The 25,686-nt window shown below is 32.3% G+C and carries 25 protein-coding genes and 1 pseudogene; 10 read left to right on the top strand and 16 right to left on the bottom strand.

Translation table 11 applies throughout. The annotated features are described in order from the left end of the window. The first annotated feature begins 487 nt into the window (after window positions 1-487). Together PW5551_RS07545 and PW5551_RS07540 are read left to right on the top strand one after the other, a co-directional pair. Window positions 488-1,159: a zinc metallopeptidase gene (locus PW5551_RS07545; protein ID WP_113075182.1), complete on the top strand. Its 672-nt coding sequence runs from the start codon at window positions 488-490 to the stop codon at window positions 1,157-1,159. A 9-nt stretch (window positions 1,160-1,168) separates the two neighbouring features. After that, a complete protein-coding gene (locus PW5551_RS07540; RefSeq protein ID WP_113075181.1) occupies window positions 1,169-1,438 on the top strand; it encodes an acylphosphatase in 270 nt (89 codons plus the stop codon). Window positions 1,439-1,486: 48 nt separating this feature from the next. Here PW5551_RS07540 and trpA read toward each other — a convergent pair whose 3' ends face one another. The 15 genes from trpA to PW5551_RS07465 form a co-directional block, all read right to left on the bottom strand. Then, a complete protein-coding gene (gene trpA / locus PW5551_RS07535; protein WP_113075180.1) occupies window positions 1,487-2,263 on the bottom strand; it encodes a tryptophan synthase subunit alpha in 777 nt (258 codons plus the stop codon). Continuing rightward, entirely contained in the window at window positions 2,260-3,438 is a 1,179-nt protein-coding gene (gene trpB, locus PW5551_RS07530) for a tryptophan synthase subunit beta (RefSeq protein WP_113075179.1), read from the bottom strand. Before trpB ends, trpA begins: the two co-directional genes overlap by 4 nt. A gap of 5 nt (window positions 3,439-3,443) precedes the next feature. Next, on the bottom strand, window positions 3,444-4,064 hold the full coding sequence (locus PW5551_RS07525; protein ID WP_113075178.1) for a phosphoribosylanthranilate isomerase: 621 nt from the start codon (window positions 4,062-4,064) through the stop codon (window positions 3,444-3,446). Next, window positions 4,057-4,821 (bottom strand): indole-3-glycerol phosphate synthase TrpC, encoded by a 765-nt coding sequence (gene trpC, locus PW5551_RS07520; protein ID WP_113075177.1) that lies wholly within the window; start codon window positions 4,819-4,821, stop codon window positions 4,057-4,059. The genes PW5551_RS07525 and trpC overlap by 8 nt, the downstream gene beginning before the upstream one ends. A gap of 27 nt (window positions 4,822-4,848) precedes the next feature. Beyond that, window positions 4,849-5,886: an anthranilate phosphoribosyltransferase gene (trpD, locus tag PW5551_RS07515; protein WP_113075176.1), complete on the bottom strand. Its 1,038-nt coding sequence runs from the start codon at window positions 5,884-5,886 to the stop codon at window positions 4,849-4,851. Further along, window positions 5,879-6,478 (bottom strand): aminodeoxychorismate/anthranilate synthase component II, encoded by a 600-nt coding sequence (locus PW5551_RS07510; protein WP_199562251.1) that lies wholly within the window; start codon window positions 6,476-6,478, stop codon window positions 5,879-5,881. Before PW5551_RS07510 ends, trpD begins: the two co-directional genes overlap by 8 nt. Beyond that, window positions 6,459-7,958 carry an anthranilate synthase component I family protein gene (locus tag PW5551_RS07505; protein ID WP_113075174.1) on the bottom strand — a complete coding sequence of 500 codons (1,500 nt, stop codon included), beginning with the start codon at window positions 7,956-7,958 and terminating at the stop codon, window positions 6,459-6,461. The genes PW5551_RS07510 and PW5551_RS07505 overlap by 20 nt, the downstream gene beginning before the upstream one ends. A 377-nt stretch (window positions 7,959-8,335) precedes the next feature. Further along, window positions 8,336-9,694: a GlmL-related ornithine degradation protein gene (locus PW5551_RS07500; protein ID WP_113075173.1), complete on the bottom strand. Its 1,359-nt coding sequence runs from the start codon at window positions 9,692-9,694 to the stop codon at window positions 8,336-8,338. Further along, the gene (aspC, locus tag PW5551_RS07495) at window positions 9,691-10,848 is read right to left on the bottom strand and encodes an aspartate aminotransferase (RefSeq protein ID WP_113075172.1); all 1,158 of its coding nucleotides are present in this window, start codon (window positions 10,846-10,848) and stop codon (window positions 9,691-9,693) included. The genes PW5551_RS07500 and aspC overlap by 4 nt, the downstream gene beginning before the upstream one ends. 20 nt (window positions 10,849-10,868) lie before the next feature. Beyond that, on the bottom strand, window positions 10,869-12,218 hold the full coding sequence (gene rlmD / locus PW5551_RS07490; protein ID WP_113075171.1) for a 23S rRNA (uracil(1939)-C(5))-methyltransferase RlmD: 1,350 nt from the start codon (window positions 12,216-12,218) through the stop codon (window positions 10,869-10,871). Between the two features lie 13 nt (window positions 12,219-12,231). Further along, the gene (argS, locus tag PW5551_RS07485) at window positions 12,232-13,887 is read right to left on the bottom strand and encodes an arginine--tRNA ligase (protein WP_113075170.1); all 1,656 of its coding nucleotides are present in this window, start codon (window positions 13,885-13,887) and stop codon (window positions 12,232-12,234) included. 19 nt (window positions 13,888-13,906) lie between these two features. Then, entirely contained in the window at window positions 13,907-14,581 is a 675-nt protein-coding gene (locus PW5551_RS07480) for an amino acid ABC transporter permease (RefSeq protein ID WP_233488475.1), read from the bottom strand. Beyond that, entirely contained in the window at window positions 14,578-15,345 is a 768-nt protein-coding gene (locus PW5551_RS07475; protein ID WP_113075169.1) for an amino acid ABC transporter ATP-binding protein, read from the bottom strand. Before PW5551_RS07475 ends, PW5551_RS07480 begins: the two co-directional genes overlap by 4 nt. 2 nt (window positions 15,346-15,347) lie before the next feature. After that, window positions 15,348-16,019 carry an amino acid ABC transporter permease gene (locus PW5551_RS07470; RefSeq protein ID WP_113075168.1) on the bottom strand — a complete coding sequence of 224 codons (672 nt, stop codon included), beginning with the start codon at window positions 16,017-16,019 and terminating at the stop codon, window positions 15,348-15,350. Window positions 16,020-16,071: 52 nt separating this feature from the next. Then, window positions 16,072-16,803: a basic amino acid ABC transporter substrate-binding protein gene (locus PW5551_RS07465; RefSeq protein WP_113075167.1), complete on the bottom strand. Its 732-nt coding sequence runs from the start codon at window positions 16,801-16,803 to the stop codon at window positions 16,072-16,074. Window positions 16,804-16,984: 181 nt separating this feature from the next. On the opposite strand from PW5551_RS07465, the gene PW5551_RS07460 reads away from it, so the two are divergent. The 5 genes from PW5551_RS07460 (at window position 16,985) to PW5551_RS07440 (ending at window position 21,490) form a co-directional block, all read left to right on the top strand. Then, entirely contained in the window at window positions 16,985-17,371 is a 387-nt protein-coding gene (locus PW5551_RS07460; RefSeq protein ID WP_113075166.1) for a YbaB/EbfC family nucleoid-associated protein, read from the top strand. A 104-nt stretch (window positions 17,372-17,475) separates the two neighbouring features. Further along, window positions 17,476-18,480: a type I glyceraldehyde-3-phosphate dehydrogenase gene (gene gap / locus PW5551_RS07455; protein WP_113075165.1), complete on the top strand. Its 1,005-nt coding sequence runs from the start codon at window positions 17,476-17,478 to the stop codon at window positions 18,478-18,480. An 80-nt stretch (window positions 18,481-18,560) separates the two neighbouring features. Then, on the top strand, window positions 18,561-19,760 hold the full coding sequence (pgk, locus tag PW5551_RS10740; RefSeq protein ID WP_113075164.1) for a phosphoglycerate kinase: 1,200 nt from the start codon (window positions 18,561-18,563) through the stop codon (window positions 19,758-19,760). 35 nt (window positions 19,761-19,795) lie between these two features. Next, complete coding sequence (gene tpiA / locus PW5551_RS10735; protein WP_113075163.1) at window positions 19,796-20,527, top strand: triose-phosphate isomerase; 732 nt, start codon at window positions 19,796-19,798, stop codon at window positions 20,525-20,527. A 117-nt stretch (window positions 20,528-20,644) separates the two neighbouring features. Further along, window positions 20,645-21,490, top strand: a complete 846-nt coding sequence (locus PW5551_RS07440) for an N-acetyltransferase (protein WP_113075162.1) — start codon at window positions 20,645-20,647, stop codon at window positions 21,488-21,490. A gap of 9 nt (window positions 21,491-21,499) precedes the next feature. On the opposite strand, the gene PW5551_RS07435 is transcribed toward PW5551_RS07440, so the two are convergent. Then, complete coding sequence (locus PW5551_RS07435; protein WP_113075161.1) at window positions 21,500-21,823, bottom strand: hypothetical protein; 324 nt, start codon at window positions 21,821-21,823, stop codon at window positions 21,500-21,502. 175 nt (window positions 21,824-21,998) lie between these two features. Between PW5551_RS07435 and PW5551_RS07430 the strand changes: the two genes are divergently transcribed. From PW5551_RS07430 to PW5551_RS10855, 3 genes and pseudogenes are all read left to right on the top strand, one after another. Further along, window positions 21,999-23,675, top strand: coding sequence for a peptidylprolyl isomerase (locus PW5551_RS07430; protein ID WP_113075160.1), 1,677 nt, complete (start codon window positions 21,999-22,001; stop codon window positions 23,673-23,675). 69 nt (window positions 23,676-23,744) lie between these two features. Continuing rightward, window positions 23,745-24,233 (top strand): QueT transporter family protein, encoded by a 489-nt coding sequence (locus tag PW5551_RS07425; RefSeq protein WP_113075159.1) that lies wholly within the window; start codon window positions 23,745-23,747, stop codon window positions 24,231-24,233. A 5-nt stretch (window positions 24,234-24,238) separates the two neighbouring features. Continuing rightward, window positions 24,239-25,626: pseudogene (locus PW5551_RS10855) on the top strand (pyruvate carboxylase subunit B). Window positions 25,627-25,686 lie beyond the last annotated feature (60 nt).

Genomic DNA, 25,686 nt, shown 5'->3' with positions numbered 1-25,686 from the left:
GCGCTTTATGCTGCAGACGGGGTAGTCATTTTAATTCCCCTTCTACGAAGGGGTGGATGCAGCGCTTTATGCTGCAGACGGGGTAGTCACTCTTTAATTTGCTTTTAGCAAATTTGGACTTAAGTCAAGATAGTAGACAGAAAAAAGGGGAATAAAAACCAATAGACCTCATCAGAGGTGAATTTAAACTAATTCTGCTTCTGTGAAGGTAAATCAAAAGCAACTACCCCGTCTGTGACAATAATCGTCACAGCCACCCCTTCAAAAAGGGGAATAAAAACCAATAGACCTCCAAAGTAGTTTTTTAATTTTTATTAATTACGTGTCTACTTTGGAGGTATCATATCAAAAAATTGAGCTTTTTTTCTTTGATTTACTAGCTCAAATGTAAACATATCTGTAAAATAGAATAAATGTATTCATGTTAGAATTTTTTTAGTGATATTATTTGATAAATTTATAGATTAAATAGTGGAGGTGAAAGGAAGTGTTTTATTCTACATTGTTGCTTTTGATACCGCCGTTAATTTTAGCCATTTGGGCTCAAAGTAGGGTTAGTTCAACATTTAATAAATATTCAAGGGTGAAATCTTCAGTAGGAGAACCGGGATACATGTTCGCAAGAAGATTACTTGATTCAGTTGGACTGTATGATGTGAATATTGAGAGAGTTAGAGGGAACCTCACAGATCACTATGATCCTACTAAAAAGGTATTAAGATTATCAGATGCTACATATAACAGTTCTTCTATAGCTGCTTTAGGAGTGGTTGCTCATGAAGCTGGTCATGCGATTCAGCATGCTAAGGGTTATAAACCTTTGGTGTTGAGAAATTTATCTGTTCCCTTGGCAGGATTTGGGTCTAATATGGCGTGGATCATTTTCTTTGTTGGTTTGATCTTTTCTACACCATTTTTGTTAAATGCCGGTATTTTCTTGTTCTTGTTTGTGGTTCTTTTTTCTGTTATTACATTACCCGTTGAATTTAATGCCAGCAAAAGAGCATTGAAGCTGCTTCCTGTTATGGGAATGTCTAAGGATGAAGTAGTAGGTGCAAGAAAAGTTTTATCAGCTGCAGCTTTAACATATGTTGCTGCTGCATTGATGTCAATAGCTCAATTGTTGAGAATGTTACTTTTGGCAAGATCTAGAAACTAATTTTAAGTTATGGTTTGTAAAAGATGGATCTTATCAGGTAGAGTTCAAGGAGTAGGATTCAGGCATTTTGTTAAAACCATTGGTTTAATGTTTAAATTAGAAGGGTACGTTAGAAACTTACCCGATGGTACTGTTGAAGTTGTTGCACAAGGTGAAGAAGACAAAGTTAGAGAATTGAAAAAATTGTTAATTAGAGGCAATGGATTCAGTAGGTTAGAGGATATTGAGGAGGACGACTTCCCTATTAGTAATTACGGGAGTTTTCATATCGAATATTAATAGTATTTAAAGATAAATCAAAAGATAGGGTTTTTCCCTATTCTTTTTTTACCAAATTTTTAAACTTTTTGAGAAATTACCAACTTCTTGAAGCATTTTGCTTTTGTTATTTTTGTTATTATCAATTATTTTTATCAACGCACTTCCAACTATTATTCCATCAAAATAGTCAATAAGATTTTTAACTTTTTCTGGGCTATCTATCCCAAATCCTATTGCTATAGGTATATCAACATACTTTCTTACGTTTTGAGAGTATTCTTTTAAATGTTCTGTGGGCCCTTTTGAATCTCCTGTTACGCCCATTAGTGAGACACAGTAGAGAAATCCAGAACAATGTTTTGAAATCTGTTTTAATCTTTCTTCTGAAGTATTTGGGGCAACTAATAGTATAGGGTCTATTCCGTTTTCTTTTAATTTGCTATAAAACTCTTCTTCCTCATCAAAAGGAAGATCAGGTATTATCACTCCAGAAACGTTTGATTTTTTAGAATCTTTTATAAATTTGTCTATTCCATAATTTAATATGGAGTTGTAATAACCCATTAATACTATTGGGATACTTATTCGATCTTTTATGTTTTTTAGAGTTTGAAGTATCTTTTTTAAGTTTGTTCCATTTTTTAAAGCTCTTTGACTTGCTTCTTGAATAACTGGTCCATCTGCTAGAGGATCGGAAAAAGGTATCCCTACTTCCATTATGTCAACACCAGATCTATCTAACTCCAATATTATTTCTTTGGTTGTTTCTAAATCCGGATCTCCTGCGGATATATACGTTATAAGGGCTTTTTTGTTTTTGAAGGCCTCTGAAATTTTGCTCATTGTTTCACCCCCTTGAGTTTTCTGTAGGAGTCTACGTCTTTATCTCCCCTACCCGATAAGTTTATTAGAATAATTTTATCTTTTGGAAGTGTTGGGGCAAACTTCATCGTATAAGCTATTGCATGGGAACTTTCAAAAGCAGGAATTATCCCTTCCAATTTTGTTAATAATTCAAAAGCCTCTATCGCTTCATCATCTGTAACTGATTCGTACTTCGCCCTTTTTATATCGTGCAAATAACTGTGTTCTGGTCCAACACCTGGATAATCTAATCCTGCAGATATAGAGTACGCCAGTTGTATCTGCCCGTCTTCATCTTGAAGAACATAAGATTTACTTCCGTGGAGAACACCGACTTTTCCAGCAGTTAAAGTGGCGGCGTGTTCTTTTGTTTCCAAACCTTTACCAGCAGCTTCAACTCCTATTAATTCTACTTCTTTGTCTTCTATGAATGGATAGAATATGCCTATTGCGTTACTTCCCCCTCCAACACATGCTATTGTGTAATCTGGTAGTTTTCCTTCTTTTTCTATTATCTGCTTTTTAGCTTCATCACCTATTATTCTTTGAAAATTTCTAACTATCTTTGGGTACGGATGAGGCCCAACAGCTGAACCTATAACATAGTGAGTGTTTTCAACGTTACTGACCCAGTCTCTAATCGCTTCATTTATCGCTTCTTTTAACGTTTGACTTCCACTGTAAACCGGAATCACTTCTGCCCCCAGCATTTGCATTTTGTATACGTTTAGAGCCTGCCTTTTTACATCTTCTGCTCCCATATAAACTATGCATTTTAAACCGAATCTCGCTGCAGCAGTTGCTGTTGCAACGCCGTGTTGTCCAGCACCCGTTTCAGCTATTATCCTTTTTTTGTTCATTCTTTTAGCTAGTAACACTTGACCTAAGGCGTTGTTTATTTTGTGTGCCCCTGTGTGATTTAAATCTTCTCTTTTTAGATAGATCTTAGCTCCATTTAAGTGCTTGGTTAAATTTTCTGCGTAGTATAATGGGCTTGGCCTTCCGCAATAGTCTTTTAGCAATCCATGGAATTCGTTTATAAATTCAGGATCCTTTGAGTATTTTTCATACGCTTCGTCTAATTCTTCCAATGCTGGTATCAATGTTTCAGGAACATAACGTCCACCATACTCTCCGTAGTATCCTTTTTTCATGGTATCTATTCCTCCCTTTTTATCTTTGAAAGAACTTCCTTAATTAACTTAATGTCTTTTTTACCAGGTTTCTCTTCGACTTTACTGTTTAAATCTATCGCATCTGGTTTTACTTCTTTTATGGCTTCAATCACATTGTTTGGACCTATTCCACCTGCTAATATGAATGGCTTTTGTAAATTAATCTGCTTTAAAAACCCCCAATCGAAAGTTTTTCCAGTCCCACCAACTTTTTCCCCAACTTTTGTATCAAAGAGAAAATAATCTACATCTTCTTCGTATGTAGATATAGCCTTTAAAGATTGTTCGTTTTCAATTTTTATAGCTTTTATTGTTTTTAACTTACTTCTTTTTATTAAATCAATACTTTCAGATCCATGAAATTGTATGTAGTCGAAGAATTTAGAGTTTTCAATTTCATTTAATTGCTCTATTGTAGGATCTACAACTACTGCTACCCTGCTTAAAAATGGAGGCAGAATTTTGACAATTTCAGAAACTTTCGATAAACTCACCATTCTCTGGCTCTTACTTGAAAGGATAAATCCTATTGCGTCAACACCCATTTTGGATATTTTTAATGCATCTTCTCTATTTGTTATTCCGCAAACTTTTACCCTAACCATTTAGGATCTTTTCCTTTTCTGGAAAGAGTTCTCTAATCTTTGAAATTGGGTTGTTTTCTCTCATTAATGCCTCTCCTATTAAAACCCCATCCACCCCTAAACTCTTTAGATAATCTATATCTTTTTTCTCTTTTATACCACTTTCTGAAATTATGTAAAAATCTTTTCTTCTACTTTTTTTCGCCAATTTATCTAAAATCTTTTCTGTATTTTTAATATTAACAGAGAAATCAGTGAGATCTCTGTTGTTTATCCCTAGAATCTGTGTATCTGTATTTAAAACTTTTTCTAAATCTTCTAAATTATGAACTTCAACGAGTGCTTCCATACCCAAATCTTCTGTAAGGTGTAAAAATTCTCTTAATTCTTTTTGTGAAAGAATTGAAGCTATAAGTAAGATAACATCGGCTCCTAAGAATAAGGATTGATAAATCTGCACAGCATCTATTATGAAATCTTTTCTTAGGATGGGTAGAGTAGTTTTTTTCTTCAACCTCTGAAGTAATTCAGTACTTCCCTGAAAGTATTCTTCATCTGTTAATATAGAAACTGCATCAGCCCCTCCTTTTATATATGCTTCTAATTGACTATCTGGATCGAAATCTTTGGAGATTATACCTTTACTTGGAGACGCTTTTTTTATTTCAGCGATTAGGGTTATTTCTTCTTTTTCAAGAGAACTTTTGAGCGAATTTTTTTTACTTTTTATTTTTTCAATTTCTTTCTTCTTGTTATCCACTATCTTATCTAAGAACATTTTGATCTCCTTTCTGAGCTATAATAGTCAAGAGCTTTTTTCTTCCACCGATAACAGGTTTGTAAACTCAATCATCTCATTCAGTTTTTTCAACGCCTTTTTACTTTCGATAATTTCTTGAGCGTATTTGATGCCTTCTTCTAAAGAGTTAACTTTGTTCGCTACATACAAACCAGCAGCTGAATTTAGAACAACGATGTCCCGTTTTGCGCCTTTTTCTTTGTTTTCAAATATATTTAAAATAATATCTTTGTTTTCTTGTGCACTTCCTCCTTGAATTTCTTCTAAAGGGGAAACTTTAAGTCCGAGATCTTGTGGAGATATCTCTATCTCTTCTATCTTTCCATCTTTTAAAAAGGCTACTTTATTCTTTCCTGACAGTGAGAGTTCATCTATTCCTCCAGCTCCATGAACAACCATCCCTCTTTTTACCCCCAAATTTTTTAAAACTTCAGCTATTGGATAAACAAGGTTAGGATCGTATATCCCCATCAGTTGGTACTTTACGTTTGCAGGGTTTGTGAGGGGCCCTAATACATTAAATATCGTTCTTATACCTAATTCTTTTCTTGGAACGGCTGCATGTTTTGTCGCTCTGTGAAAATCTTGTGCAAATAGAAATGCAATACCTATTTCTTTTAAACACTTTTCAATTAAAGAAGTAGGAAGTGATATATTTATTCCGAAAGCTTCTAATACATCGGCACTTCCACTTTTACTTGAAACAGATCTATTACCGTGTTTAGCAACAGGAATATTTGCGGCTGCTAATACGAAAGCTACTGCCGTTGAAATGTTGAATGTTCCTTTGGCATCTCCACCTGTTCCGCATGTGTCGATGAGACTGTCGTTTTCAAGATTCAGAGGCAATGCCTTCTTTCTCATAACCATTGCACTAGCTGTTATCTCATCAACTGTTTCTCCCTTTATGTGTAGTGCAACTAAAAAGCCAGCAAGTTGACTGTGGGTTACTTTCCCATCCATTATCATTTCCATTGCAGATTCCGTCTCACTTAAATTAAGGTCTTCCCCTTTAACGACCTTTTGAAGATAGTAATTAAACATAGCTGACACTCCTTTCTCTATTTTCTATTTTTATGTTTATAAAATTCTCTATTAACTTATGTCCTACGGTTGTTAGTATTGATTCTGGATGAAATTGCACACCATATATTTTGTAATTTATATGTTTTAACCCCATTATTTCTCCATCTTTTGTGGTAGCTGTTATCATTAATTCTTCAGGAAAATTTTCTTTTGACACCATCAAAGAATGGTATCTAGTTGCTTCAAAAGGAGTTCCTACATCTTTAAACAACTCATCTTTTTCTTTTAAGTAAATTTTTGAAGTTTTGCCGTGAAAAATCTCTTTTGCTCTAACCACTTCGCCGCCAAATGCCTCCGCGATACATTGATGCCCCAAACATATACCTAAGATAGGGATTTTATCTTTGAAACGTTTTATTAATTCCAAAGATATACCTGCATCTTTTGGAGTACCTGGACCCGGGGAAATTATTATATGTGAAGGGTTTAATGTTTCTATCTCTTCAACAGCGATTTTGTCATTTCTATACACTTTCACGTTATCGAACTCACTAACCATTTGGAAAACGTTGTATGTAAAAGAATCGTAGTTATCTATCAAAAGAATCATCTTTGAAATCCCCCTTTTTAATTGATTTGAACATTGCCATCGATTTGTTTACTGTTTCATAGTATTCTTTTTCAGCATCAGAATAAGACACTATTCCTGCACCCGCCTGAATTATCAACTTCTTATCTTTGTATACCATCGTTCTTATAGCTATACTGGTATCTAAATCATCCTTTGAATCTATATAACCTACAACTCCTGCGTAAATTTCTCGTGGCTCATCTTCCAATTCATCTATTATCTCCATCGCCCTAATCTTTGGAGCACCTGATACTGTACCTGCAGGAAATACAGACTTTAACACATCAAGCGAAGATAACTCTTCTTTCTTTTTTCCTTCAACTTGGGAATAAATATGCATAACATGAGAATATCTCTCAACTCCAAATAGTTTTGTCACATGAACCGTTCCTTTTTCGCAAACTCTTCCAAGATCGTTTCTAGCAAGATCTACAAGCATAATGTGTTCAGCTCTTTCCTTTTCATCACTTAGTAATTCTTGTTCTATTACTTGGTCAATCTCTTTAGTTTCGCCTCTTGGCCTTGTTCCTGCCAAAGGTCTTGTTATAACTCTTTGTCCTTCAACTTTAACAAGCATTTCAGGTGAAGATCCTATTAACTTTACTTCATCAAAGTTAAGGTAAAACATGTAAGGTGAGGGGTTTATATTTCTTAAACTTTCATAAACTTCAAAAGGATCTTCTTCCATTTCACATGAAAACTTTTGAGATAGAACTATTTGAAAAGCTTCACCTGTGTTTATGTATTCTTTGACTTTCGCTACTTTTTTAATGAAATCTTCTTTTTTTGTATGATTTTTTATTTTGATTTTCTGATTGTAGATTTTATCTTTACAGATTTTGGGGGTTTTATTTTTTATCTTTTCTATAATCCTTTTATTTTCCAATTTGGCTAAGTAGATTGAGTCATCTTGGTTCATTTCTGAATTAAGATCTATAACGTTTATTAAATAACCTATATCTTCGTTTTGATCTATTATTAATAAAATTTTTGGCATGACTAGTAAAGACAAAGGTAAATCTCCGTGTTTCAAATCTTTGGTTTTTTCTATGTGATAAACTTCTTCCCAAAGAGAAACCATCTCGTATCCAAAGTATCCAACAAAACTTGCAAAAAAATCAGGTATCTTATGTATACTTTTGTAGTTTATTTTCGATAATTCTTCTTTAAGAAAATCTATATAATCTTTATTATTCATTTTCAAAAAACCTTTTGTATTATCTATATATTCAATACAAGTGTTGTTTTTTGATATATACTTTAATTTCACAATCTTTTGTGGTGAAACGCCAATTAAAGAGTAACTTTTGCCATTCGATTTTAAGTTTTCTAAAAGAAAAGAGTATTTATTTTCTAAGGCTACTTTTTTATATATATTTGCAGGATCGATATCTTTAACTTTGATTTTTTCTATAATGGGTAAAATCGTTTGGATACTATTGTTTTTTTGAGTATACATATTAACCTCCTCACACTTAAATAATTTTCATTACTTACATTTATAAAATTAAAATAAAAAGGAGGCCTTCGTCCCTTTTTTAAAAGGAAAAAGACCTCCTAATTAAAAAAGGGCACCCCTTTAACAGGGATGCCCTTTTAAAAACTATGGCATCAACTATGAGGCATCCCCGTCAGAGATGCCACCACCAATTGATTATATTAATATTATTTGGGTTTTTTGAGACCATTTTTTTCATATATTCATCTTTCATAACAGTCAAACTCCATTATTAATTTTTTATATTCTAGCATAATTTTTATATTTTGTCAATTCGCCGCGTTAGATCATATTAAATGTCTTTGAAATTGTTCCTAATTCCCTCTTAAGAGATGGATCTAAAGAGAGCTAATGTCTATGTTGTTTTTTAGTATTCTTTTCGCGATTTCTTTGTCTAGTTTAGAGATTACTCCTATATTAGCAAATATGTAGTTTTTGTCGTATCCAAAAGCCACATTTTTAGGAGGTATTAACAGATCTTCTGAGTTTTTTAGCTGTTTTAGAGCTTGAAATATTTCTTTTCTATATTTTGATCTAGATAGTATTCCACCTGTTCCAAAGATGATCTTCACATTAGTTAAGTCTTTTCCGTATGCTACTTTTTTTCTTCCTGTTGCGGTAAACATATATTCGATTCTTCCGGCATGCCTTTTTAAAGAGGTTATAAAACAGTATTTTGCAAGATATGCTGCAAATTTTTCTTCTTGTTCATTTTTGGGATATGCAGTGAGATTTTTCATTATTTCAGGGTAATTAGGAAATGATTTTTTGACATCATCTTCACCTATCATTTCAACAACATTTGGTGCGTTTACATATATCCCCATATCTCCGTCTACCGTTCTTTTTGACCTTGGTTCAGGTGAGATTAGTATCTTTTGTATTTCAGGTGATCCATCTGTTACTGAGTCTATATCTGTTGTTGCTCCTCCTATGTCTACTGTTAATACGTCCCCATATATTTCGTTTAGTAGTTCTGTTGTGTTCATCACAGCAGCTGGGGTTGGTATTACTTCTTCATCTACAATACTGTATATTTTTTCCATTCCAGGAGCGTGGATTATATGTTTTGAGAATACTTCTTGAATTATTTTTCTTGCAGGTTCTACGTTTAATCGGTCTATTTTAGGGTAAACATTTTCTGTTAAGATAATCTTTTTGTTTTTTTCTTTGAATATTTCTTTAATTTCTTCTTTGATTGCTGGGTTTCCGGCATAGATTATTGGAGCATTAAGTGGAAGTTCTGAAAGTTTTTCAGCGTTATGTAGGATAGTTTCTTCCTCTCCATAGTCAACACCACCTGATAGTAGTATTAATTTTGGATTTATTTTAACTATTCTTTCTAATTGTTTTTCTCTTAATTTCCCTGCTGTTATGTACTTTAATATCGCTCCGGCACCTAATGCTGCTTCTTTTGCAGCTCTTACAGTCATATCATAGACGAGTCCATGTACAGTCATACTTAATCCACCTGCTGCAGAAGATGTGGCAAGAAATTTGTTCCAGCTTATTTCTTCATTTAATTTTTCTTTCATAACTTTTATGGCTTTTTCGATGCCTATTGTAACGTCTCCTTCATCTATTGTTGTGTAACTTTCGCTTTGGGAGATTATTTCAATATTTTTTTCTTTTATTTTGTATGCAGTTATTACGGTTGTTGTACTCCCTATTTCAGCAACTAAAAGGTCTACTTTCATATTGTTTTTTTCTCCAAATCGTCTATAAAAGTTTTTAAGATTTCTACGGCATTTTTTAAGTCTTCCATAGAAGCAGCAAAAGATAATCTTATGTATCCATCATAATAAAAGGCTGATCCGGGTACAACTGCTAGACCATAGTTAAGTAATTTATCACAGAATTCTTTATCAGATAATCCAAAGTCAGATATATCTAAAAAATAATAGAAAGCTCCTTTTGGTTTGATGAACTTTAACCCCAATTTACTGAATTCTTCAAATAGATAGTCTCTTCGCTTTTTGAACTCTTTAACCATGTATGAATTATCTATATCTAAAGCCTTTAAAGCAGCATATTGAGAAGGCGTGTTGACGTTAGAAGTTGAATGAGATTGAATTTTTGCCATTTGTGAGATGAGTTCTTTACTTGCGATTGTATAGCCTACTCTCCATCCCGTCATAGACCAACTTTTTGAAAAACTGTTTACTAATATTGTGTTTTTTATTGATTCTTTGAACATTACCATGGATATATATTCATCATCATATACAAGAGTATCATATACCTCATCGCTTATTATTATTATGTCTTTTTCTATGGATAATTTTGAAATGTAAGATAGGAAGTTTTTATCATAAATTGCTCCTGTTGGATTGTTTGGAGAGTTTAGAATAATCGCTTTGGTTTTGTTTGTTATAGCAGTTTCTAATTCTTTAGTATTTGGAACATAATTATCTTTTGAAAAGGTTTTAACATGGATAGGTGTTCCACCAACCATTTTTATTTGGGCCTCATAACTTACCCACGACGGATCAAATAATATTATTTCATCGCCGGGATTAATGAGTAGTAATAATACATTGAATAGAGCTTGTTTCCCCCCATTAGTGACTAATACATTGTTATAATCGTACTCGCACATATATTTTTGGTTTATGTATTCAGCTATTTTGGATCGAAGTTCTTTTATACCTTTGCTGTCTGTGTATTTTGTTTTTCCTTCTTTCATTGCGGTATAGGCCGCTTCAACTATTGGAGTTGGGGTGTCGAAATCTGGTTCTCCGGCTGTTAGTCTTGTTACTTTTTTTCCTTTGTTTTGTAACTCCAAGGCTTTTGAGTTTAATTCAATAGTTGCAGATGGTTGAATGGATGATACCTTTTTAGATAACTCCACAGAATCTCTCCCTTTCTATATTATTTTTCTAAAATTGCAACACTTTCAATATGATAAGAATGAGGAAACATATCAAAAGGTTGAACAATTTTTATATTGAATCCTTTTTCAACAAATGATTTCAAATCTCTAGCTAGGGTCGATGGATCACAAGAAACGTATATTAGTGATTTTTTTATAGCAGAAGACAAAAGTTCTATTTCTTTGTTTTCTAATCCTTTTCTCGGAGGATCAACGATTGCAAAATCGAATTTTTTGCTCACATTGTTTTGTAAATACTTTTTTGAATTAGCTAGAATGAATCTTATGTTGTTTATAGAGTTTATATGAGAGTTTGATATTGCAGCTTTAACAGAGATCTTAGAATTTTCTACTGCTTCTATATGCTTGAAAAGAGGGGAAAGATAGATAGAAAAAAGTCCGACTCCTGAATAAAGATCCAAAAGAGTGGCTTGGTTATTTACTTTATCTTTTAAATATGAAACTATCGATTTTAAAAGTTTATCTGTGACATTGTAATTGTTTTGAAAAAAAGATATGGGAGGTATTTGAAATGTAAAGTTATCAAACTCTTCTAAAAGAACCCCTTCACCAAGAAGTGTTCTATATGGACCTCTGAGGACTATCTTGTCAGAACTGTTCATAAGGTGAATTAAAGAATATGGATGAAAATTTTTCTTGAAGAACTGTTTTATCTCATTTTCGTAAGGTAAATATTCTGTATGGGTTACCAGTATTATCATATTCTGATTTTTTGAAAAAGACCTTCTTAATACTAAGTGTTTTAAGATGCCTTTTTTGCTTTTAGGGTTGTATATTTGTAATTCTAATTTTTCAACTAAGTCTTTAAATCTGTTTTTTATATTATCAAATGGATTGGGAGAGATTGGGCATTTTTTAATATCTAATACCTCATTTGAATCAGCTTTTTTTAATCCTAATTTTAAAGAACGATAATTTTGAAAAGCGAACTCCATTCTGTTTCTGTAACCATATTTTATATCGCTACCTATGGTATTTCGAACAAGAGAGTTATCTATTTTACCTATTCTTGTGAGTTGCTCTTTAATGATTTCTGTTTTAGCTTCTATTTGAGCGTTGTAATCATAATCTAGCCATTGACAACCTCCACAATTGGGGAAATGACTACACTGAGTGTTTACCCTTTGTGGTGAAGGTTGAATTACTTCTTTTAAATCAGCGAATATAAGATTTTTATTTACCTGTTTGGGTACAATTTTGATAAATTCACCCGGGTAAGCATTTTTAACCATGTAAATTTTTCCTGCATATCTTGCCAATGCATACCCACCGTACACTAGCTTTTCTATTACTACGTTAATCTCATCGTTAAATTCTTCTGTATTCATTTAAACACCTCAATTACATACTTTCTGGAGCTGTAACACCTAAAATGGATAGGCCTCTTTGCAAAACTATTTTTGTAGCAAAACATAGGTTCAATCTCCCTTGTATTAATTGAGAGTTTTCTGCGTTAAGTACGGAATGTTTGTTATAAAACTGATGGAATCTTGAAGCTATTCTTTCTAGGTATTGTGTTAATAAGTTTGGTTTAAATTGACTTGCTGAACTTTCCAAAACATTAGAGAATAAAGACAACTCTCTTATCAGTAATTTTTCTTCGTTTTCTATTAAAAGATCTAAACCTAGGAATTTTTCAAATTCTATATTCCTTTTTTTTGCTTCTTTGAATATACTACATATTCTTGCGTGTGCATATTGTACATAAAAAACGGGGTTTTCATTTGATTTTTTTATGGCTAAATCTATATCAAAGTTCATGGTTGTATCTGGGTCAACCATGGCAAAGAAGTATCTAACAGCATCTTTTCCTACGTTATCTATGAGTTCGTCTAACGTAAAAAATTCTCCTTTTCTTGTTGACATTCTTAAAATCTCTTCACCTTTTTTTATATTAACAAATTGGTGCAATATTATTTTTAGAAAATCGTCAGGTAAACCTAAGGCCTTAATCGATGCCATCATTCTTGGAATATGACCATGATGGTCTGATCCCATTATATCTATTACCTTTTCAAAGCCTCTAAAATACTTGTAGTAATGGTATGCGATATCATCACAAAAATAAGTCGGCATTTTATCTTTGGATCTTATGAGTACTTTGTCGTCTTCGTCTATTAGTTCCGATACCTTGAACCACAGAGCATCTTCTTTTTCATATACCATTTTCTTTGATTTTAACTGTTCTAAAGTTTTTTCAACCATCTTATTCTTAAAGAGTAATTGTTCACTAAAGACTACATCGAACTTTACGTCTATTTTGTTTAACGTTTCAAGCATAGATTTAACCATGTCTTCTAATACTTCTTTTTTAAAGGTATTTTCTATCTCTTCGTTCCATTTATCTTTGAAAATGTCTCCATACTTATCTAAAACCTTTTTAGCGGTATCAATTAAGTATTCCCCTTTGTATCCATCTTCAGGTATTTCATAGTTTGAATCTAATAGTTCGTTGTATCTCACCCACAGAGAGTATGCTAAGAGTTTTATTTGTCTTCCGGCATCGTTTAAGTACATCTCTTTTTGGACATTGTATCCCACTTCTTCATATACATTTGCCATAACATCTCCCATAACCGCCTGTCTACCGTGGGCTACAGTCATTGGACCTGTGGGATTTACACTTGCAAATTCAAACTGTATGTTTGTTCCCTTCCCAATATCGAATTTACCATATGTTCTAGGGTTACTTATTATATGAGAAGAAATTCTTTGGTAAATTTCTGGTGAAATAAAAAAATTTAAAAATCCATTTAAATCTTCAACTTTACAAAAAAATGAGTTGTTATTCAGCTCTTGAGCTAAATCTTTTGCTATTATCATTGGGGATTTTCTCATCTTTTTAGCTAGTAGAAATGCCACGTTAGATGAAAAATCACCCATTTCATCTTTTGGTGGTGTTTCAACGGTGAAGTCATTCTCTTTATCTTCTGTTTGTATTTGCAATTTAGATAGTTCATTTTTTATTTGTTCTTTTACTAGGTTAATTATCTCCATTCGCTTTTCCTCCTGTGTTTTACTGCCTTGCATAGGTTAATGTTCCCGGAATCTTTAATCTTTTTTCTATGTATTTAAAAATTTCACTGAATATAGTTACTAACACAAAATATATAATTGCAGCAAATAAATATACTTTGAAAAATTCAAAATTACGACTTGCAACAAATTTGGCTTGTGCCATTATTTCTGGAGCCCCCACTATATAGGAAAGTGAAGAATATTTTAATAGATATATGAACTCATTGGTCCAGGAAGGTATAAACCTTCTTAAGGCTTGAGGTAAAATTATTAATCTTATTGCTTGCCATTTTTTCATTCCTATAGAGAGTGCAGCGTCCATTTGCCCAGAACTAATAGATTGGATCGATCCTCTTAAATACTCAGCTTGGTAAGCAGAAGAGTTTAAGAAAAATGCGATAATTGATGCGGCTAGTGGGGATAATCTTATTCCTATGACAGGTAAACTATAATAAAGGATAAATAGTTGTACCAACAAAGGGGTGCCTCTTATTATTTCTATGTAGATATAACTGAAATAATAGAAAAATTTATTTCCATAAGTTTTTGCAATAGCCAGTAACACACCAAAAATAAGACCTATAAATACAGAAATTAAGGTTAAGAATAATGTAACCCATATGCCCTGAACCATATAAGACCAAGAACTTTGAACGATTTCAATAAAACTCATTTCTTCTCTTCCTCTCCATACAACTGAGATAATTTGTTTAAAAAGCTCTTTGTTCTTTCTTTTTGCGGATTTTTGAACATCATTTCCGGTGAGCCTTTTTCAACGATTACCCCTTTTTCCATGAATATAATTTCATCAGCAACAGCTCTAGCAAAACCCATTTCATGAGTTACACAAACCATAGTCATTCCACTTTTTGCAAGATCAATCATAACATTTAAAACTTCACCTATCAATTCAGGGTCCAATGCTGAAGTAGGTTCATCGAACAACATCAATTTCGGGTTCATGGCTAAAGACCTTGCTATTGCTACCCTTTGCTTTTGCCCACCCGAAAGTTGAGCAGGATATAGTTCAGCCTTGTCTTTTAAACCCACTCTTTCAAGTTCTTGTAAGGCTATCTCTGTTGCTTTGTTTTTGGGTATCTTTTTAACTTTGATTAGACCGATTTTTACGTTTTCTAAAACTGTTAAATGTTCAAATAAATTAAAATGCTGAAATACAAATCCTATCTCTTGCCTAATTAGGTGAACATTTTTTGAAGAGGTTATTTCTTGATCTTCCAAATAAACTTTTCCAGAATTAGGTTCTACCAATCTATTTATACACATAAGTAAAGTACTTTTTCCGGTTCCGCTGGGGCCAATTATTACTATTGTTTCACCTTTTTTTACATCAAAACTAATTCCTTTTAGCACCTCAGTAGTATTAAAACTTTTATGAAGGTCTTCAACTTTTAGTATTATCTTATTCTCGTTTTTCATAATTATATTTTCCTCACTTCGTATCCTGGGATAGATAATCTCCGTTCTAAAGCACCTAAACCTCGACTCAAACTGAAGGTTAAAACAAAATATATTATTCCACAAATCAAATAAACAATCAAGGGTCTGTTTGTTACAGCAATTATATAAGTACCTTGTCTTAAAAGTTCTACAACACCCAAAGCGTATGCCAAAGAAGTATCCTTTAAAACAACAGCGGCTTCATTAGTCCATCCAGATAATGCTATTCTAATTGCTTGTGGGAAAATTATGTAAAAAAAAGTTTGAATATTATTCATTCCAAGAGAGTATGCAGCATCGACCTGCCCTTTTGGAATAGAAGATATTGCCCCTCTAAAAATCTGAGATTGATAAGCGGAACTCCTCAATCCTAATCCTATTACAGATGCGACAAAAGGATCCAATCTTATTCCTAAAGAAGGTAATCCATAAAATATCAAAAAAAGAATAACCAATAAAGGTATACTCCTAAAGATTCTTTCATATACTAACAAAATAAATTGTAAAATTTTGTTTCCATACAACTGACCAAAAGAAATAGCCACTCCTACAATAAAACCTAATATTAAACTGAAAACAGTTAGTTCGACTGTCACAAGGAGCCCTTGTAACAAAAAAGGAAAAGAGTTTATAATTACTTTTAATTCACTCATTTATCTCCCTACTTTTTACAAAGGGGGCTAAGCCCCCTTTTTTGTTTGTTTTTTATTCGAAGTATTTTTGAATTAGATCATCAATTTTTCCATTTTCTTGTAACTGCCTTATCCCTTCGTTTAACATATTTAGCAACTCTTCATTTCCCGGTGCAACAGCCATTCCGTAATTTTCGTTTGTTTTTATAATTCCTACTATTTCTACAGGGTCTGTTTTTGTGAATCTTTGAGCAACAGGGTTATCTAAAACTATAGCGTCTATATTTTTATTGATGAGATCTCTTACTGCAAAGTTGAAGGTATCGTATCTTGTTAAGTTCCCTTTGGGTAAAAAACCTTTATCAACAAGATTCTCTGTTACCCAGAGGTCTCCGGTAGTCCCAGTTTGAACTCCTATCTTTCTTTTTTCAAACAATACTGAAATATTTTTCCCTTCTCCTTTTCTTACTAATATACTTTGATCTGCACTAAAATATGGAATTGTAAAATCTACAACCTTTTCTCTCTCCTCAGTTATCGTCATTCCTGCTACTATAATGTCAATGTTTCCTGTCATCAAAGATGGTATAAGGGAGTCAAAACTGATATCTCTAATTTCAACATCAAACCCGTAAAGCTTACCTATCTCTCTTATTAAATCCATATCAAAACCAACGAATTTGCCATTTTCAACGTATTCAAAAGGGGGGAAGGAAGCTTCTGTTCCAACTACATAAGTAACAGAAAACACACTCAGTAAAGAAAAAACTAACATTAAAAAAACTAAAAAAACTTTTTTAACCATACGATGTCACCTCCCAATAAAGATAAACTTCCAGTGTAGCCCATTAAATGAAGAAAAATTTTAAAAATAATTATAGTTGTCCAAAATATTATAACATATACTGGTAATCTATTAAAATCTTAAAGGGGGAATTTTTTATGTTATAATAGAAGGGTGCATATTATTTTATAGGAGGATTTCTATGGCAAAAAAGATGAAAAGTTTGGGAGGAAGATCTCTTTCAAAAAAATCAGGAAGTAAGAACAATATGAGTAAGATGCTTGAAGAAGCTCAGAAGGCACAAATTTTGATGGAAGAAGAAATGAACAAATTAGATGAAGAATTATCTAATGTTGAAGTGGAAGCTACATCTGGAGGTGGTTTTGTTAAAGTTATAGCCACTGGAGATATGAGAATAAAAGATATACAAATTTCTCAAGAGCTTGAAGATGAGGACATGGATACATTGAAAGATTTGATAATAGCAGCTACAAATGAAGCTATACAAAAGGCTGTTGAACTTAAAGAAGAAAAAACTAATGAGATTTCTCAAAAGTATCTAGGTACATTACCAAATTTTGGAGCTTGAAACAAAAAAATTAACTTTTTATTTTCATAAAAGCATAATTTTATCGATATAATAAAAGTAAGAGAAAAAAATAACAAACTATATTACCAGGAGGTGTTGTATTAATGGCAGTAAAAGTTGGGATTAACGGTTTTGGAAGGATAGGTAGATTAGTTTTTAGACAATTGGTAGAGAACTCAAACTTCGATGTTGTTGGAATAAATGACCTTACTGATCCAGAAACCTTAGGTGTTTTATTGAGATATGATTCTGTACATGGAAAATTCAAAGGTACAGTAGAAGTTACTGAAAACGGTCTTATAGTAAACGGTAAAGAAATCAAGATTTATGCTGAAAAAGATCCTGCAAATCTTCCATGGAAAGATTTAGGTGCAGAATTAATTATCGAGTCTACCGGTGTTTTTAGAAATAAAGAGAAGGCTTCTGCTCATTTAAAAGCAGGTGCTAAGAAGGTAATAATAACCGCTCCCGCTAAAGGTGCAGTTGATGCTACAATTGTTATGGGAGTAAACGACGATATTTTAACGCCTGATATGGAAGTTATTTCAAACGCTTCATGTACAACTAACTCTATTGCACCAATTATCAAAGTTTTAAACGATAACTTAAAGATTAAAAGAGGTTTATTGACAACAGTTCACTCTTATACAAATGATCAAAGAGTATTAGATTTACCACACAGTGATTTGAGAAGGGCTCGTGCAGCAGCTGTTAATATTATTCCAACAACAACTGGGGCAGCAAAAGCTGTTGGTTTGGTAATTCCTGAACTAAAAGGGAAATTAGACGGCATGGCACTAAGAGTTCCAACTCCAGATGGGTCTATAAGTGATTTGACGGTTGAAGTAGAAAAAGAAACAACTATTGAAGAAGTGAATAAGATGGTAAAAGAGTTTGTGGAAAATGAGCTACAAGGTCTATTTGGATACAACGAAGATCCTATAGTATCATCAGATGTAATTGGTAGTAAATATGCAGGAATATTTGATGCTACTTTAACAAATGTTATCGATGGTAACTTAGTAAAGGTTTGTGCTTGGTACGACAACGAAAATGGATACTCAACTATGGTTGTTAAATTAGCTGAAAAGTTAGCTAAGATGTTATAAAAAAGATAAAAGGGGATGTGAATCCCCTTTTTATTTGAAAATTTAATTTTGTTTAGTAAAGAAATATAGGGGGTGTCAAAATGGAAAAGCTCACTGTAAAAGATGTTGATTTAAAAGGTAAAAAAGTAATAATGAGAGTCGATTTTAATGTTCCATTAAAAGATGGCAAGATAACTGATGAAACTAGGATTAAAGCAGCGCTTTCTACAATTGAATACGTTTTAGAAAAAGGTGCAAAAGTCATTCTTCTTTCACATTTAGGAAGGCCAAAAGGCGAAAAGAAGCCAGAGTTTTCCTTAAAACCCGTAGCTGATAGATTGAATGAGATTTTAAATAGTAATGTTTACTTTGTCGATGAAACAAGAGGAGAAAAAGTTGAAAAAGCTGTATCTGAGTTAAAAGATGGAGAGGTTTTATTGATTGAAAATACAAGGTTTGAAAAAGGTGAAACAAAGAACGATCCTGAACTTGCTAAATACTGGGCGAGTTTAGCTGATATTCACGTAAACGACGCTTTTGGAACAGCTCACAGAGCGCATGCTTCAAACGTTGGGATTGCTGAATATATACCAAGTGTAGCTGGATTTTTGATGAAAAAAGAGATTGAATTTTTGAAAAAGGCTGTAGAAAATCCTGAAAAACCATACGTTGTTATCTTAGGTGGTGCAAAAGTTTCTGATAAAATAGGTGTTATAAACAACTTGCTCAACAATGCCGATAGAATTTTAATTGGTGGAGCAATGATGTTTACTTTCTTAAAAGCATTGGGTAAGAAAGTTGGTTCTTCTTTGGTTGAAGAAGATAAATTAGATGTTGCTAAAGAGATATTAGATAATGCAAAAGCAAAAGGTGTTGAAATAGTACTACCTGTAGATGCTGTTATAGCCCAAAAAATAGAAGCTGGTGTTGAAAAGAAAACTGTGAAGATGGATGACGGCATATCAGAAGGTTGGATGGGACTAGATATCGGTCCTGAAACGGTATCTTTGTTTAAAGATAAAATTTCGGACGCAAAAACAATAGTTTGGAATGGACCAATGGGAGTTTTTGAAATAGATGACTTTTCAGAAGGTACAAAAGAAGTAGCTAAAGCTATAGCAGAGGTTACCAAAAAAGGTTGTACCAGCATTATTGGTGGCGGAGATTCTGCAGCAGCAGCTGAGAAATTTGGTTTAGCAAACGAATTCTCTCACGTTTCTACAGGTGGGGGAGCTTCATTAGAATTACTTGAAGGAAAAGAACTTCCTGGAATAGCTTCAATAACTGAAAAAAAAAACTGAGTAGTAGAAGGTATATTCTTGCCGGAAATTGGAAAATGAATAAAACTAACAAAGAAGCAGCAGAGTTTGTTTCTAAACTTGTAGGTGGAATAAAGACAAATAACAAATTTGACGTTATTATTTGTCCTCCCTTTACTGCCCTTGAAAAGGTTAGCGATATCGCAAGTAGTTCTAAAATAGAAGTTGGGGCTCAGAATGTATATTTTGAAGATAAGGGAGCATTCACCGGAGAAATCTCTGTTGACATGTTGAAAGATATTGGTGTTAAATATGTAATATTAGGTCACTCTGAAAGAAGACATGTTTTCAACGAAAGCGATGAAAGTATAAACAAGAAAGTTAAAAAGGTTATTAGTTCTGGTTTGACACCTATACTATGTGTTGGTGAAAAGTTGGAAGAAAGAGAAAAAGGTTTAACTTTTAACGTTGTTGAAAGGCAAATAAAGGAAGGTTATTATGGATTAACAGAAGAAGAAGCAAAAAAGGTTATAATAGCCTATGAACCAGTTTGGGCTATAGGAACAGGGAAAGTTGCAACACCCAGACAGGCACAAGAGGTTCATAATTTCATAAGAAATTTACTAAAAGAACTTTTCGATGAAGAATTTTCGGAATCTATATCAATATTGTATGGTGGAAGTATAAAGCCAGATAATTATTTTGGTTTATTTAGTAAGCCTGATATTGATGGAGGATTAGTTGGTGGTGCATCGTTAAAAGAAGATTTTATAGAGCTTTCAAATATAATGCTAGCGTTAATAAATTAAATATGAAAGTAATATAGAATAAGACCACCCTTTTTGGGTGGTTTTTTAGTTCAAAAATAACTTCATTTATGTTAAAATGTTATTATAAGGGATTACTTGCTTGAGAGGAGGATAATTATGTTTGTTTATAAACCTTTAAAAGAAGTATCTATTAGTGTTGTAATAGAATTAGTGAACGAAGTATTCAAAGATTATGTAATACCTGTCAATTGGAATTTAGAAACCTTTGAAAAAGATGTGAAAGAAAATTCAATATCCTTGGAAGATTCTTTTGTGGTTTTTTCAGATAAAGAACCGGTTGGTTTTAGTATTATCTCCTTGAGAAAAGATATTGGAAGAATAGATTCTATAGGGGTAAAGAAAGAATATAGAGGAGAAGGATTGGCCTCGGAAGTTATGTATCGAACAATTGAAACATTAAAATGGAAAGATATAACAAGAATTATTTTAGAAGTGGCAGAATCAGATGAAAGATCTATAAAGTATTATAAAAAGCATGGTTTTAGAATTATAAGAAAGCTAAACTCTTTTGTTGTTGAAAAAAAAGAGAACCGAAGGAACCAATTTGAATACGAATCTACAAAGTCGGATGTTGTATATGAATTAGCCACACAGGCAAAGTTTGAGCTGGGAAGAAATCCAAATTGGCAGAGAGAACCTATAACAATAAAATTGAGTGAAAATAGGTACAATTATGAAACAATAAAAATAAATGGGAAGCTAATCGGATACGTCGTTTGGGGGTTCAATAAAGATAATGCATATATAGTTGATGCAGCACCTTTGGATAAATATTGTTCTTATGATGAGCTAATAAAAGATATTACTTCAAAACTTTTAGAAATAAAAGAAAGGATTATTTTGGTTTCAGTTCCAGAAGATGATCCACTAAACAAAGCTTTGTTGAATAATGGTTATTCTGTGTTTATTAAACAAAACGAGATGGAGAGAAAGCTTCACTAAATAGTTTTTTTAATCGATTTCCAGTTCAACAAATTTATTTATCTTATATTCATCAGAAATTGAAACAAAAAAATATGAATTGTACTTACTGTAATTTTCCACATCTTTTTTATATTCTTTTTCTTCATCTTTTGCGATGAAAGTCAAAGAAGTAGAGTTCTTTTTTATATCAAAGGAGTATTCACTTTCATTTTGTGTATGGTTGTTATATAATACGAAAAAAAGATATCTTTTTTTTCTTTTCGTTCCAACCTCTGTTGTTAAATAGGGCCTTTTTTTGTTGGATTTATAATAAATAGCTTTCATTATTATTTTTTCTTTTAAAGAGATCAACTTTTTAGCCTCCTTAATTTTGCTGAACAATATATTAACAAGAAATTTAAGTTGTTTTTATTATACCATGCTAAAAATATTCAGTCAAATTTCCATAAATTAAGTTTTTAAGCTTATTTTAATTAAAGGGTTTTACTATATAATCTGAAACTAAATTAATGTTAGGAGGAAAAAAATGAAGAAGTTATTAGTGTTATTCATGGTTCTTTCAGTATTTTCATTGGTTATTTTTCCACAAAGTGTTGCGTATGTAACTTCCAAAGATGGGGAAGAAGTTTACGAATCATACTTTCTAGAGCAAGATGAGTTAATGGGTGAATATTATAATATCTTGTTGAATATGTTAAGTCAAAATCCTCAGTATGATCAGTATTTTAACAAACCAATTGATTTGGTAAGTATTGCCGATGCACTTATGGAGTATAAATCTATGGAAAAGTTTTTGAACGATAATGGAATTACGTTGGATTCAGAAAAAATATCTCAACAAACTGAAGATCTGTACAATCAATACATGGGAAATGAGAACACTAAAATGATATTCTTGCAGTTTTTCGAAAAAGAAGAGTATTTTTATGGATTTGCCAAGAGTTTAGTATATAGAACTGAGTTAATTAACGAATTAAGAAATTATTTTTCAAATTTCAGTGAAGAAGATTTATCAACTTATGTTTCTGATAATTTTCAGAATTTAAAAGAGCAGTTTGAATCAGTAAAAATTAGTAGAATAGTTACTTACAATGAAGCCGCTGCTAACAATATAAAATCTCAAATCCTGAACAATTCTATTTCTTTTTCTCAAGCTGCCTTCGAAAATTCAATTGACACACAAACAGCATCAACTGGAGGATCGTTAGATTGGGTGAAACGTGGAGAGATATCTAATAGTGTTTTTGAAGCATCAATTGAAGCAACTCCAGGAACGATAATCGGACCGATTAATACTCCATTAGGATACCAAATAATCCAGGTTGAGGATAAAAAAGTCTACAACACATCCGAAGAGTTGTTGAAAGAAGAGCAAGTTAGAATTCAAATTGAAAATAATTATATTTCTTTTCTAATAGAGAATTGGTATAATGAATACATTCCAAATTATAGTTTTGTAATCTCCTATGAACCATTGGAATTAGCCTACGACATTTATTTTTCACAAACTTGGGAAGATTTATCAAAAATAGAAAAAAAGTATAGAGAAATTATTCTCTCAAATGAAGAATTACCTGAAGAATGGTACATTGCTTATATATTTGCTGCAGAAAATTCGCTACAGCCCAAAATTATTGAGAAATACGATATTGAAAGTTATTTGAATATAGCTAAAACTTATCCTGATTTTATTGAATTATCAGAAGAAGAATTAAATGAACAATTTCAACATTATTCAGAGCTTCAACAAACATCACCAGCAACCGATGTTCGTAACCAAGCCACTCAGATAATTTATACCTTACAAGAATTATCCTACTTGCAAAATACATATGGAGTTATGTCATATGAAGAGGTGGAAAAAAGGTATAACGAGTTAAATAGCAATATTGAACAAATGAATTCAGCATTAGAAAGTTCTCTTCTTTCCTTAAGAGAAATAAATCCAGATTCTATTGAAATTATTTCTAAACTTTTTCAAAATAATCCAAACGATCCAAATGTAGCCTTTGATTATTATTCTTTAATATACACTTATATTGAAGATTATTATAATCAAACTGGTGATATTGAAAGTATAAAAAGAGATTTAGAAAGTTTAAAAAGTGTTCTAAATTTATTGGATACCTCCAATATGGAAGAAGAAAAGGTAAACCAATTAACGAATATGCTTGATGAGATAGATCGACTTTTAAATCAATAAAAACGTTGCTTTAAAAATAATCTGGTAAAGTCATAACAGCTTTACCAGATTTTTTTATGAGGAGGAAAAATGGATACAAAAAGAATTGTAAGAGCCGCTTTAGTTGCAGCGTTATATGTAGTTTTGTGCATTGTTTTTCAACCTATAAGTTTTGGACCGATTCAAGTTAGAATTGCAGAAGCTTTTGTTGTTCTTCCTTTTCTTGATCCTGCGTTTATTCCAGGAATTTACATTGGTGTTTTATTGGCTAATATGATAGGGGGACTTGGTGCTTGGGATATATGGTTTGGAAGTTTTTTGACATTGGTAGCTGGTATATTAACGTGGAAGATGCCTAAATCATATTTGGCTCCCATACCTCCAATATTAATAAACGCTTTTGGGGTATCTGCTTATGTTGCGCCATTATATGGATTTCCTTACTTTTTATCTGTACTTTGGATAGGAATTGGAGAAACAATAGCTACTTATGCAATTGGATTACCCATCTTGAAATTGTTCCAAAAAAACATATATAATATAAATAGGCAGAAAAAAATAAAAAATAATAAGAGGTGAAATAAATGAAGAAAAAACCATTTATTGTTGATACAACCCTTAGAGATGGTCAACAATCGTTAATTGCTACAAGATTAAAATTAGAAGATTTTGAGGATCACTTAGAAGAGTTTGATAAAGCGGGTTTTTATTCTATGGAAGTTTGGGGAGGGGCAACTTACGATTCTTGTATTAGATATTTGAATGAAGATCCTTGGGAAAGATTAAGAATTATCAGAAATAAATTGAAAAACACTAAAATTCAGATGTTGCTACGAGGACAGAATCTTGTGGGATACAGAAACTATGCTGACGATGTTGTAGAATTATTTGTGAATAAAGTTGCCGACTATGGAATGGATATCATAAGAGTATTTGATGCTTTAAACGATATCAGAAACTTAGAAAAGTCAATAGAAGTAGCAAAAAAGAGAAATATCCACGTTCAAGGTTCGATTTCTTATACGGTAAGTCCAGTTCATAACGTAGAATATTATTTAGAATATACTAGAGAGTTAGTAGAAAGAGACGTTGATTCCGTAGTTATAAAGGATATGGCAGGTTTATTAAAACCTAAAGATGCGTATAACTTAGTGAAAGAAATAAAGAAGAAATTCAATATCCCAGTTAATATTCACTCACATAATACAACTGGACTTGCTCCAATGGCTTATTATGCTGGAATTGAAGCAGGAACTGATATTATAGACGTGGCATTGAGCCTTTTGCAAACGGGACATCAGAACCCGCTGTTGAACCATTTGTGTATGCATATGATTTAGATTTGGATAACAAAATAATAATGAAACTTGTTGATTACTTTTGGACAATCAGAGAAAAATATAGTGAATATGATATGAGTATGAAATCTATAGATGCAAGAATATTGAATGCTCAAATACCTGGTGGAATGCTTTCTAATTTAGTTTCACAATTAAAAGCACAAAAAGCAGAAAATAAATTAGAAGAAGTTTTGGAAGAAGTACCAAGGGTTCGTAAAGATCTTGGGTATCCTCCGCTGGTTACACCTACAAGTCAGATAGTTGGGGTTCAAGCAGTTTTAAATGTTTTAACAGGTAAAAGATATTCAATGATAACTAACGAAGTGAAGAACTATTTGAAAGGGCTTTATGGAAGATCACCAGCAGCAGTAGATAAAGAGCTGTATAAAAAAGCCTTAGGAAGTACAAAGTCAATTAATCATAGACCAGCAGATGATTTGGAAGCTGAGTTAGAAAATGCAAAAAAAGAAATAGGGATATTAGCAAAAACTGAGGAGGATTTATTAACTTATACATTATTTAAGGAAGTGGGGAGAAAATTCTTAAAAGATAAATATATTAAATCACTTAATATAGATTTCAGCTTGGCAGAAAATTTCAAAAATGAAGATACAGCGATATATCCCGTATAAATATAACCCCCATAGAATTGGGGGTTATATTTTTTAGAAAAAACAAGAAAAATTGAGAAT

The sequence above is a fragment of the Petrotoga sp. 9PW.55.5.1 genome (assembly GCF_003265365.1).
In the GTDB taxonomy this organism is placed as follows: Bacteria; Thermotogota; Thermotogae; order Petrotogales; family Petrotogaceae; genus Petrotoga.
The sequence above is the reverse complement of the archived record's forward strand: the minus strand, read 5'-3'. Positions and strand labels throughout refer to the sequence as shown.